This window comes from Azospirillum mesophilum (assembly GCF_053470405.2).
In genome coordinates, this window is record NZ_JBPXMQ020000008.1 from 34,357 (window position 1) to 47,810 (window position 13,454).

General features: G+C 72.4%; 1 protein-coding gene (running past one end of the window). It reads left to right on the forward strand.

Translation table 11 applies throughout. The annotated features are described in order from the left end of the window. Nucleotides 1–13,454, forward strand: the 5' end (the start) of a protein-coding gene (locus tag ACSVC7_RS10710; RefSeq protein ID WP_483508265.1) for an Ig-like domain-containing protein. It continues 32,815 nt past the right edge of the window; the window shows 13,454 of its 46,269 coding nt (coding positions 1–13,454); it begins with the start codon at nt 1–3; the stop codon falls past the right edge of the window.

The following is a 13,454-nucleotide window of genomic DNA, read 5'->3' on the forward strand; positions in this document are numbered from 1 at the left end:
TTGCTGGCGCAGAGCGGGGCGGCCACCACCACGGCCACCATCAATGTGGCGGCATCGACCACGACCACTCAGCCGACGGTTGCTTCTCCGTCGTCGGATCTGGTCGCGCCGACGACCACCCCGGATCTGACGATCCATTCGCCGACGGGGGCCGCGCGGACGCTGGACGCCACCGACCTCGGCGCGCCGCAGGTTGTCATCGACGGGTCGGAGACGCTGACGGGCAATGGCACGCTCAGCGGCACCCTGACCAACGGTGGCACGGTGGCGCCGGGCAACTCGCCCGGCCTGTTGCAGGTGAACGCCTTCACCCAGACGGACGGCGGCACCCTCCAGATCCAGATCGGCGGCACCCGGGCGGGCGGCGGCTCCGGCGGGTTCGATCAGGTGCAGGTGGCCGGGCAGGCCACGCTGGCCGGTACGCTGGACCTGTCGCTGATCGACAACTTCACGCCGACGTCCGGTCAGGTCTACGACGTGATGACCTGGGGGCAGCGCAGCGGCACCTTCACCTCCTACAAGGGGCTGTATTTCGGCCAGGGCCTTTACGGGCTCCCGGTCTATCAGGCCGACCGTCTGCAACTGGTCGTGGCGCGCCTGCCGGGCTTGGTCGATTTCGCGATCACCCAGACGCAGGACGCGGTCGCCAAGCTCGACCAAGCCTTCACATGGCTGTCCAACCCGACCGGCCAGGGGACGGTGACGCTGGACGCCTCCGCCGATCTGGCGGGCCTGCACCTGACCGGACGATGGGACATCACGGTCAGCCGGACGGGCGGAGAGGCCTCCCTCACGCTCGGCCTGCGGGACGTCAGCGCGACCTGGACCGTTGGTGGTGTGAGCGGCGGCCTGACGGGCATGACCGGCTCCGTCGCCCTGACCGGCGACCGCTACGCGGTGGCGCTGAGCGGCAAGGGGCAGCTTGATTTTGGGGGCGGTGCGGCTCTCTCCGGCGATTTCGCCGTGTCCGCCGACAGCGGCACCAACGGGCTGCGCATCGCGGCGACGAACGTCGGCGCGCGGCTGGGCGATCCGGGCGAGGGTGCGGCGCTGGCGCTGAGCGCCGGTCGCCTCGTCATGGTGACGGAGGGCGACAATTACGCCATCAGCGCGCACGGCGCCGGCCTGCTCCAGGGCTTCGGCGGCGCCAGCCTGTCCGGCGATCTGCGGTACGAGGCGAACACGCTGGGCCACGCCGTGGACCTGAGCGTCTCGGCCGGCGGCGTCAGCGACACGCTGCGCTTCACGTCGGGGGAGGCGGTCCACCGCTATGCCGCGACGAACGCCCTGCTGGACGTGGCGGGGCTGGGCGCGCTGCGCGGTGACTTCGCCTTCGACACCCGCAGCACGGTCGACGGGACCGACCGCGTGTCGGACCTGCTGGTCGGGATCCGGAATCTGTCCGCCGGGCTGGCGGTCGGCGACCTGACCGTCCAGGCGACGAACGCCAGCGCGGGCCTCGTCCTCTCCACCCGCACCCCCATCGCGGGCGGGGCCGGGCGCACCAGCTTCGCCCTGCAGGCGGTGGCCGACGTGGCGGTCACGGTGGATTCCGCCGTGTCACTCAACGGCCAGCGGGTCGTCATCCGCATCAACAGCGGCACCGACGCCGTGTCGGCGCTGGTCCCGGCGGAAGGCGAGGCCATTGCCGTGGTGCTCGGCGCCGGCGCGGCGCAGATCGAAGGCCACTTCACGGTCAGCATCGCGGGTGTCGCCACCGCCAGCGGCGACTTCCGCCTGTCGCTCGACCGCGGCGTGGTGACCCTGTCGGACGGGCACGCCGTCGATGTCCGGCAGATTGCCATCACTGGCCTGAACGCCATGGTCAGCCTGACCGCCGGCGGGGCCGCCACGGCCACCCTGTCCGGCACCGACATCGCGCTGGTCTACGCGCGCGAGGTCGACGGATCGCGCTCCTGGGTCAGCGCGAAGGCCGTTCCCGGCGCTCTGACCGTCGCCGGCTACCGCCTCGCCGACGTGACGGACGCCGCCCTGTCGCTGAACCGCGAGGTGTCGGGCACCGACGGCGCGGTGATCGCGTGGCAGCAGGCGAAGGCCTTCACGCTCGCCACCGGGCGCAGCCTGCAGCTGGACCAGCTGACCGACACGCTGGTCCTGCCGGTGCAGGGCAGCATCCAGATCGGCCAGAACACCCTGTCCGGTGCCCTGCAACTGGCCCGCTTCGAAGAGGACGGCGTCAAGGGCTGGTCGCTGACCGCCGCCGACGCGCAGCTTCTGCTGGCCGCGGGGCCGGCCTTCCTGCGCATGAGCAACGCCTCCGGCTCGCTGCGGCTGAAGGACGACCGCACCCGCTCCGGCACGCTGGCCGGCAAGTTCGAGGTGGGCGGCGTGGCCGGCCTGTCGCTGTCGGGTGACGCGCAGGCGAGCTTCGGCGCGGACGGCGAGCTGGCGGTGTCCGGTCAGGTCGAACTCGGCCTCGGTTCCTTCGGAACGCTGACGGCGCAGGTCAGCGCCGTGCGTCAGGTGACGGCCGAAGGGCCGCGCGTGCTGATCGGGGCGACGAACGTGTCCGGCCGCTTCGGCGCGCCGGGCAACGCGGTCAGCGTCAGCGGCGCCTCGCTCGGCCTCGTGCTGGGCACGGACGCGCTGGGGCAGGGCGGCTACGCGCTGGTCGCGGCGGGCTCGGCGAGCCTCGTCGGCTTCGGCGGCACGGCCCACCTGACGGCCGACGCACGGGTGGAGGTCAACCGGCTGGGCGCCGCCATCGACCAAACGATCACGGTCGGCGGCACCACGCTCCGCGTGAGCTTCGCCGACGACCGCGCGGTGGAGGCGATCCGCATCGCCAACGGCACGCTGTCCATCGACGGCGCCGGCTCCGTCACCGGTTCGCTCGCCATCCACGCCGTGCGTTCGATGAGCGGCAACACGGAGGTGACGGATCTCAGCATCGGCCTGGAATCCGTCTCCGCCAGCCTGACTCTGGGCGGGGCGGCCGCCGCGCTGACCAACGGCCGGGGTGCGGTGCTGCTGCGCACGGACGCGACCGGCACCCATTACGCCGTGCAGGCGAACGGCGACGTCGCCCTGACCGGGGTGAACGGCATCACCCTGTCCGCCACCGACATGCGCGTGTCGCTGAACCGGATGGGCGTGGCGGTCGACACCCAGGTCGCGACCGGGGCCGGCTGGTACGGCGTCGGCATGATCGCCGACGAGGCGCGCGTCTACGGCACCGCGCGCGCGGAGATCGCGGGCGTCCTGTCGATCGCCGGCGACATCTTCGTCGAATCCGTCCCGAACCGCAGCGTCACCCTGTCCGACGGCAGCACGGTCGCGGTCGATCAACTCGTGGTCGGCGGCGCCGGCCTGTCCGCCGTCCTGTCCGCCGGGGACAGCGGCATCGACACGTCCCTGAGCGACGTGGACATCGCCGTGGTCCTGTCCAGCGAGCGCGGCGGCAGCCGCCGCTGGCTGACCAGCGAGGCGACGCTGGGCGGCGCCACCGTCGCCGGTTACCGCCTCAACGGTCTGTCGAGCGCCCGCATCGACATCAACCGCGCGCTCGCCAGCGCCGCGGACACGGCCGGCGACGCGCTTGCGAACGCCAACGCCGCCGTCATCGACTGGTCGAAGAACGTCGGCGCCGTGGCGCTGAACGGCGTCAAGTCGGTGGTGCTGGACGCCGTCGGCCCGCGCTTCGCCGTGCCGGTCACGGGCAGCGTGACGCTGGGGCAGGCGACCATCGCCGGCTCCTTCGAGGTCGTGCTGAACCGCGCCGCCGACGGGACACGCAGCTGGGAACTCCAGGCGTCCGGCGTCACCGTCGCCTTCTCGGCGGGCACAGCGCGCGTCGCGATCGAGAATGGCGCGGGCTCCCTCTTCATCGGGCCGAACGGGGCGCGCAGCGGGCAGATCTCCGGCGTCGGGTCGGTCACGGGCATCGACGGGCTGACGGTGGCCGGCGCGCTCGCCGCCGCCTTCGACGGCAACGGCGGGCTGGCGCTGGCCGGCGACATCGCGCTGGGCGTGGACGGCTTCGGGTCGCTCAGCGGCCAGTTCGCGATCCTGCGCGAGCCGGCGGTGACTTCGCTGCCGGTCGAGACGGTCAACCTCGCCACCCCCGGCGCGACCGGGACGATCACCGAGGTGGTGCGCGGCGGCCAGACGACCAACACCGTCCTGAAGCTGACCGTCAGCGACGCCACCGGCCGCCTTGCGCGCGAGGGCGTCTACACCTTCACGCTGGACGGGCAGGCGGTCACCGCCACGTCCCTGGACGGCACCGGCGCGTCCGCCGTTCCGCTGTCCGATGCCGCCTTCGCCGCCAACATGGCGGCGGCGCTGGCGCAGCTTCCCGTCATCGGCGACGGCAATGTGCGCGTCACCGGGACGCGCGCCGACGGTTTCACCATCGAGTTCATCGGCGCCCTGACCGGCAAGCCGGTCGTCGGCCTGACTGTGACCCAGCCCGACGACCCGGCGGACAAGTCCGATTGGGGCGTGATCGAGCGCACCGCGCGCGCCACCGCTTCCGTCAACGAATCCCAAGCCCTGACCCTGACGAACAGCGGTGTCACGGGCGCGACCTTCACCCTGTCGCTGGGCGGGCAGACCACGGCGGCAATCCCGGTGCTGACCAACGGCACGGCGGTGAACGAGCGGCAGGTGCTGACCGTCACCGGCGACCCGAACGCCGTCGGCCAGTTCTGGATGACGCTGGGCGGCAAGCCGACGGCCAAGGTCACCTTCGGCACCGGCCCGCTCGCCATGGCGGCCAAGATGCAGGCGGTGCTGGAAGACATCGTCGGCGTCGGCAACGTCAAGGTCACCTACAAGACCGCCTACACCGGCAACAACTCCATCGACTACATCGTCGATTTCCGGGGCGATCTGGCCGGCATCAACCTGTCCCAGCTTGTCGTCGCCGCGAACAACCCGGCCATCACCTTCAAGGTCGCGACGGAGCGGCAGGGGACGCAGGGCTACAGCGTCCAGGATCAGGCGGCCCGCATCCAGTCGGCGCTGGAAGCGACGCTGGGCGCGGGCAGCGTGTCGGTCCGCTACGATTCCGCCTCCCCCCCCGGCAGCGCGCGCTATGTCATCGACTTTGCGCAAGCGCTGGGCGGTCAGAACCTCGACACGCTTGTCGCGCGGACGGCCAGCACCGGCATCGGCCTGACCGTCGCCACGCTGCGCGACGGCAGTGCGGCGCGCGGCACCGTCCAGACGGTGAACCTCTATGACGAGCGCGTCGAAGGCAGCTTCGAACTGAGCGTCACCTTCGCCGGCAAGACCTACACCACCGCCGACATCGCCTTCAACGCCAGCGCCGCGCAGGTGCGGCACGCCCTGCTGTCGGCCCGCGCCGCCGACGGCAGCGTCTTCGGCATTGAGGGCGCGGACGCCGAGGTCAGCCTGCTCGCCGGCCTGGCCGGCACGCATGTCTGGCAGGTCGTCTTCGGCGGGGCCGCCGCGACCGCCGACATCGCGGTCATGCAGGGCCGCATCACCAGCACCGTCACGGCCCCCGACGCGGCATTGGCCGGGGTGCAGATGGGCGCCACCACGTCGGAGACGCAACGCCTTGTCCTGGACGGCACCGGGCGCTTCCGCCTGTCGGTGGGCGACGGCACGGTGCAGACCGGCATCCTGTCCGCCGCCGGCCTGACCACCGCCGGCCTCCAGGCGGCGCTGGAAACCCTGCCGGAGATCGGCGCCGGCAACGTCCGCGTGACGGCCTCCGCGGGCGGCGGCTTCGACATCGCCTTCCAGGGCGCCAAGGCCGGGATGGACGTGGCGTCGCTGGTGGTCAGCCGCGTGCAGACCGTCTCCCTCCTGCTCGCCGACGGGCGGGAGCCGACGGAGGTCGCCGTGCGCTTCGGCGGCACTGCCGGCTGGAGCGTCGAGCTGAACGTTGCCGGCCGCAGTCAGGACGTGGTGGCGAGCAACCTCGCCAGCCTGATCTCGCTGCTGCCGGGGGTGGGTTTCGGCCAGGGCAACGTCAAGGTCACCGCGCGCGACGGCCAGCCCTCGACCTTCGACATCGACTTCACCAACACCCTCATCGGCGCCGACCTCGGCACGCTGGAGGTGCTGAGCAGCCGCACCGACCTCGTCCGCAGCGAACGCATCCTGATCGGCGCGTCGCAGGTCAACGGCTCGCTCGGCGGCGGCACTGCGGGCGTGTCGCTGACCAACGGCAGCCTGGGGCTGGTGCTCCAGCGCAATGCGGCGGGGCAGACCGGCTACGCGCTGGTGGCAAGCGGCACCGGCACGCTGACCGGCTTCGACGGCATGGTCAGCCTGTCGGCGACGGCGCTGGTCCGCGTCAACAGGCTGGGCGAGGCCGTGTCGATCCCCGTCCGCGCCGGCCTGACCGCCGGCACGGTGCTGGTGGAGTTCGCCGATGGCATCGCCCGCCAGGACGTCACCATCACCCAGGGCAACCTGACCGTCGCGAACGTCGGCACGATCTCCGGCGCGCTGAAGCTGGTCAGCACCGTGCAGGTGGTGAACGGCACCAGCGTCACGGATCTGCGCATCGGCCTGGACGAGGTGTCGGGCACCCTGGCGCTGGGCGGCGTCGGCGCTGCCCTGGCCGGCGGCCGTGGTGCCGTGGTCCTGCGCAGCGAGCTGACCAGCGACGGCATCGCCACGCGCCGCTACGCGGTGCAGGCGGAAGGTGCGGTCGCGCTGACCGGCGTCAGCGGCATCACGCTCAACGCCACGAATCTGCGCATCGGCGTCAACCGTTGGGGCGATGCCGTGGAAAGCACGGTCGCGACGGCGACCGGCGACTACACGGTCAAGTTGCTGAAGGACGAGACGCGGCTTTCCGGCACCATCCACGCGGAGGTCGCGAACCTCCTGAGCGTCGATGGCGACCTGTTCATCGAGAGCGTCACCAACCAGGCGGTCACGCTGACCGACGGCAGCGCGGTTCGCGTGGATCAGCTGATCCTCGGCGGGTCGGGCGTGCGCGCGGCGATCAGCGGCGGTGCCGGCGGGCTTGGGGCCGAGTTCGGCGACATCGACATCGCCGTGGTGCTGAACAGCGAGCGTACGGCCAACGGCACGGCGCGCCGCTGGCTGACCACGCAGGCGAGCATCGGTGCGGCCTCCATCGGCGGCTACACGCTGAAGGACCTGGACAGCGCGCGGGTGGAGATCAACGGCGCCCTCGACGCCGTGTCGGGCGCGCTGAACACCGCCAACGCCGTCGCCATCCAGTGGGCTGACGCGGCGTCGAAGACGATCACGCTGGAGAACGCGAAGACCCTGACGCTGTCCATGGCGGGGCCGCGCTTCGCCCTGCCCGTCAGCGGCAGCCTTCAGCTCGGCCCGGCGCGGTTGGGCGGCGCGTTCGAAATCGTGGTCACGCAGGACGGGGCCGGCGCCCGCACCTGGACCATCAACGCCGCCGACGCCCAGCTTGGACTGGAAGCCGGCCCGGCCTTTGTCGGGATCGAGGGGGCGGGCGGTTCCCTCGTGCTCGCGCCCAACGGGGCGCGCGGCGGCAGCCTGTCGGGCACGGCGGTGGTGGGCGGCCTCGGTGGCCTCAGCCTGTCCGGGCGCTTCGCCGCGTCCTTCGGGGCGGACGGTTCTATTGTCTTCGAGGGCACCGGCGTCGACCTGACGGTCGCCGGCTTCGGCACGCTGTCCGGCAACTTCGCCGTCACCCGTGGGGCCGACCGTTCCATCCTGATCGGGGCGACGGGCGTCAACGCCAGCTTCGGCGCGGGTGGGGCCGGCATCGCCGTCGGCGGTGCGACACTCGGACTCTATGTGGCGGCGCTGACGGAGACGACCAGCGGCTACGCGCTGGTGGCCTCGGGCACGGCGAGCCTCCAGGGCTTCGGCGGGGTCAGCCTGTCCGCCGCCGCGACGGTGCGCATCAACACGCTGGGCCGCGCGGTCGATCAGAGCATCACCGTTGCCGGCCAGCCGCTGGCCATCCGCTTCGCCGACCGCGCGTCGGTGCAGGAGGTCAGCGTCACCCATGGCGACCTGACCGTTGCCGGGCTGGGCACGGTCAGCGGCGCCCTCGCCATCCGGTCGGAGACGACGGGGACGGGTGCGGCGCAGGTCACCACCATGCAGATCGGGCTGGAGGGCGTGCAGGGCACGCTGGGCCTGGGCGGCATGGGCGCCAGCCTCACCAGCGGCAAGGGGGCGGTCCTGCTGCGCAAGGACGCGCAGGGCAGCGGCTACGCCGTGCAGGCGGAAGGCTCGGTCAGCCTGACCGGCGCCGGGGCCATCACCCTGACCGCCGAGCACTTGCAGATCGCCTACAACCGCCTCGGCCGCGCGGTGGAGGCGACCACGGTCAGCACGGGTCTCGGCAGCTACACCGTCTCCCTGATCGACAACGAGACGCGCCTGCGCGGTCAGGCGACCGCAGCGGTGGCCGGCGTCCTGTCGGTCAACGGCGAGCTGTTCCTGGAGACGGTCACCGACAGCACCGTCAGCCTGAGCGACGGCACGGCGGTCCATGTCGACCAGCTGGTCTTCGGCGGCGCCGGGGTCGGCGCGTTGCTGGGCAACGGCTCGGTCGGGGCCAGCCTGACCGACACCAACATCGCCCTGGTGCTGAGCACGGAGCGGGGCGGCACGGGCCGCCGCTGGCTGACCGGCAAGGCGTCGGTCGGTGGCGCCACGGTCAGCGGCTACGCCCTGGCCGACATCGCCAGCGCCAGCCTGTCCATCAACCGCGCGCTCGACGGCGCCGGGCTGGCCGGGTCCGGCGCGGTCATCGACTGGAGCGGTGCGGCGCGCGCGGTCGCCCTGTCGGCGGACCGCAATGCGGTCATGGATCAGAAGCTGGTCACCTTCGCGCTGTCGGTGGACGGCGCCATCGCCATGGGTCCGGCGCGGCTGGGCGGCGCCTTCGATATCGTCCTGACCGAATCCAACGGTGCGGTCGCCTGGGCCGTTTCGGCGCACGACGCGCGCGTCGGCATCGCCGCGGCGGGCGTCGAGGTCGGGCTGACGGAGGGCAACGGCACGCTGCTGCTGGCGGGCAACAACCGCAGCGGCACGATCACCGGCCGTGCGCTGGTCAGCGGCGTCGACGGCCTCGGCTTCGACGGCACCTTCCAGACCAGCTTCGACGCGCAGGGCGGCCTGACCCTGACCGGTTCCGCCAGCCTCGCCGTGGCGGGCCTTGGCGCGCTGTCCGGCCAGTTCAGCGTGGTGCGCGAGGCCGGCGCCAACGGGCGCATCCTCGTCGGGGCGACGGGCGTCAACGCGCTGCTGGGCGGTGGCACCGCCGGTGTCGAGATCGCCAACGGCAGCCTGGGCCTGATCCTGGCGAAGACCATCGCAGGCGAGAACGGCTACGCTCTGGAGGCCGCCGGCACGGCGGCGCTGCGCGGCTTCGGCGGGGACATCAGCCTCGTCGCCGACGCGCGCGTGCGCATCAACACGCTGGGCATGGCGATCAGCCAACAGATCGCCACGGGCGGCGCGCCGATCACCCTCAGCTTCGCCGACGGCGCCCTGCTGCGCGAGGTGACGGTCAACCAGGGTGCCTTGACGGTCGCGGGCCTCGGCACCGTCTCCGGCCGGCTGAAGCTGGTCAGCAGCACGACGGTGGAGAACGGCACGCGCGTCACCGACCTGCGCATCGGGCTCGACGCGCTGGACGGCTCGCTGGGCCTGGGCGGCGTGGCGGCCAGCCTGTCGCAGGGCAGCGGCGCCATCGTGCTGCGGCAGGAGATCGCCGCCGACAGCAGCATCCGCACGCGCTACGCGCTGGTCGCGGAGGGCTCGGTCGCGCTGACCGGCGTGTCGGGCGTGTCGCTGACCGCGACCAACCTGCAAATCGCCTACAACCGCTGGGGCTCCGACCTCGACACGGTGGTCGAGGGGGCAAACAGCAGCTTCCACCTGTCGCTGATCGACAACGAGACGCGCCTGCGCGGCCAGATGCACGCCGACGTGGCCGGCGCGCTGTCCATCGACGGCGAGATGTTCATCGAAAGCCGGACCGGCCGCACGGTGATGCTGACCGACGGCAGTGCCGTGGCGGTGAACCAGCTCGTCTTCGGCGGCGCGGCGGTTTCGGCGGCGCTCGGCACGGCCTCCGTCGGCGCCAACCTGACCGACGCCGACATCGCCGTGGTGCTGAGCAGCGAGGCCAACGGCTCCCGCCGCTGGCTGACCGCCAAGGCGGCGCTGGGCGGGGCGACGGTCCAGGGCTACGCGCTGGCCGACATCCACAGCGCGACGCTGGAGGTCAACCGCGCGCTGGGCGTCACCGGCGACGCGCTGGGCACGATCGACCCGGTGGTGAACTGGAGCGGTGCGGCGGCGGCCGACATCGCGCTGGACGCCACGAAGTCCGTTCGCATCGACGACGCCGGCCCGGTCTTCAAGGTGGCCGTGGACGGCGCGATGCAGTTCGGCCCGGCCTCGCTGGGCGGCAGCTTCGACGTGCAGCTCGATCAGGCGGCCGACGGCGGCCGGACCTGGATCGTCGTCGCCAGCGGCGTTCATGTCGCGCTGGAAGCCGGTGGTGCCAGGGTCGGCATCGACAACGCGGCGGGCAACCTGCTGCTCGGCCCCAACGGCCAGCGCAGCGGCACGATCTCCGGCACCGGTTCGGTCACGGGCGTCGACGGGCTGACGCTGACCGGCACGCTGGTCACCCGCTTCGACAGCGCCGGCAACCTGGAACTGGCGGGCGCCGTCGCCATCGACGTGGCCGGCTACGCCACGCTGAATGGCGAATTCGCGGTGTCGAAGCAGGCGCCGGTGGTCCTGCTGCCCGACGTGGTCACGCGCACGCCGTCCGCCGGCCCGTCCGGCACGGTGACGGAGACGACAGCCGGCGGGGTCAAGACCAACACGGTTGTACGGCTGGCCGGGGCCAGTGCGGACGGCACCCGCTTCCGCGAGGGCACCTACGGCTTCACCCGCAACGGCACGACCGTCACGGTCAGCTCCAAGGCGCTGAACGGCACGGAGAACAGCACCGACGAGGCCTTCGCCTTCAAGCTCCAGAACGCGCTGCAACTGCTGTTCGGCGCGGGCACCGTGACGGTGACGGGCAGCCGCGCGGCGGGCTTCGATGTCGAGTTCACCGGCGCGCTCGCGGGCCAGGCGGTTACCGGCCTGACCATGACCCCGCCCGCCGACCCGGCGGAGAACGCCGACTGGGGCAGCGCCTATGTGGAGCGGCAGGCGAGCGCCGGCACCGGTGCCGTGCATCTGCTGGACGGCTTCCCCGACGGGACGCAGGGCAGCTTCACCCTGTCCTTCGACTACAACGTCAAGACCAACACCAAGCTTCGGCTGACGGCCACCGGCAGCGACGGCAGCTTCCGGGAGGGCGTCTACGGCTTCGCCTACGGCGGCAAGCAGGCGAGCGCCAGCAGCCTGACCGCTGGCGGAACGCCGGTGTCCGACGCCGTCTTCGCCGACCGGCTGAGCGGCGCGCTGGGCCTGCTGTTCGGCACCGGCAACCTGCTGGTCACTGGCAACCGCGCCACCGGCTACACCATCGAGTTCGTCGGCACTCTGTCCGGCACCGACATTCCGCTCGCGGCCAGCGCGGGCGGAGCCGGGCTCTGGATGGCGCCGCCGGCCGATCCCTCGGCCGGTCTGGCGACCAGCGGCGGCACCTATGTGGAGAAGCAGGCGTCGGCCGAGGCGCCGAGCAACGACTACGTCCTGCTGATCGAGCGTCCGGAAGGGGCGTCGCGCAACCTCAACACCTTCACCTTCTCCTTCGCCAACAGCGCCCGAACGGCGCAGGTGAAGTTCGTCGACATCCAGTTCTCCCAGCCGCGCCAGATCCGCGACGCGCTGGAGGCCATCGTCGGCATCGGCAACGTCACGGTGACGGAAATCCCGTCGCCGATGAGCGCGCAGCTCTACCGGATCAGCTTCAAGGATCCGGCGCTGGCGCTGGGCCGCATGTCGGTCGCCAACAGCGGTCTGGCGGAGGTCACCTACACACTGACCGCCCAGCCGCCGGCCGGCGGCACGGCCGCGACCGGGGCCGTCCATCTGGTGGACACGTTCCCCGCAGGCACGCAGGGCAGCTTCACCCTGTCCTTCGCCTTCGCGGGCAAGGCCTACCGCACCGGCGCCATCGACCTGCACGCGGCCTCCGCCGACCTCGCCGCCGCGATTCTGAAGGCGACGGCGGCGGACGGCGTCCGCTTCGGCGCGACCGGGGCGACGGTGTCGGTGGTGCTGGACGCAGCACTCGGCAAGTGGCGCGTCAGCTTCGGCGGGGCGGCGGTCGGGCAGGCCATCCAGCCGATGACCCGCACGGTCACGCCGCTGCTGGCCCCGGCCGCGCGGTTGACGGTGCTGGTGTCGGGCAAGACCGCCGGTGCCGGCACCTACACCACCGGCGCCATCGACTTCCACGCGGGCGCCCAGGCCGTGCAGACGGCCATCCTGAACGCCGTGGATGCCAGCGGCGCCACCTTCGCCGCGACCGGCGCGACGGCCACCGTGACGCTGGACGGCACCACCAACCAGTGGCGCATCGCGTTCGGCGGCGCGGCGGTCGGGCAGACCATCCCGGTCATGACCGTGGTCTTCGACCCGGTGCCCGCCCCCACGGCATCCCTGACCACGATCCGCACGGGCGCCACCAGCTCCGAAGCGCAACGCCTGACGCTGGACGCCGCGACGGGCGCCTTCGCCATCGCCTTCGGCGCGCAGGTGACCGCCCCGCTGTCGGCGGAGGGTCTCTCCGCCCGGACTCTGCAAACCGCGCTGGAGGGGCTGGCCGGCATCGGCGCCGGCAACGTCCGCGTCACCGCCCTGTCGGGCGGCGGCTGGGACATCCGCTTCCAGGGCGCGCTGGCCGGCAAGGCCGTCGCGACGCTCCGCGCCGTGGAGGTGCGGACGGTCGATCTGGTGCTGGCGGACGGTAAGACCGCCGACGAGCTGCGCCTGCGCGCGTCGGGTTCCACCGACTGGAACGGCACCGTCGCGCTGACCGGCCTGACCGCAGAACAGCAGCGCACCGCCCTGCTGCACGCGCTGGAGGCTCTGCCAGGCGTCGGGCGCGGCAACGTTGCCGTCGTGGCGGTCGAGGGCGCACCCGGCCAGTTCCGCGTGCTGGGCACGGGGACGTTGGCGGGCAAGAGCCTGCCGGCCTTCACGCTGGGTCTGTCGCGGGCGGTGGAGCAGCCGCCGTCCTACCTGCTGATCGGTGCCGCCAACGTCAACGCCTCGGTGGGCACGGCGACGACCGGTGTCGCGATCAACGATGCCGCGCTGGGCCTCGTCCTGTCGCGCGCCACGGCGACGTTGCCGGCGGCCGGCTACGCCCTTTACGCCACCGGCACGGCGCATCTGAACGGGTTTGACAGCGCCGTCACGTTGAACGCCGACGCGGCGATCCGCATCAACACGCTGGGCCGCGCGGTCGATCTGTCGGTGAAGACCGGCCTGACCACGCCGAACCGTCAGGTGACCTTCGCCACCGGCGATCAGGTCCGCGACATTACGATCTCGCAGGGCGA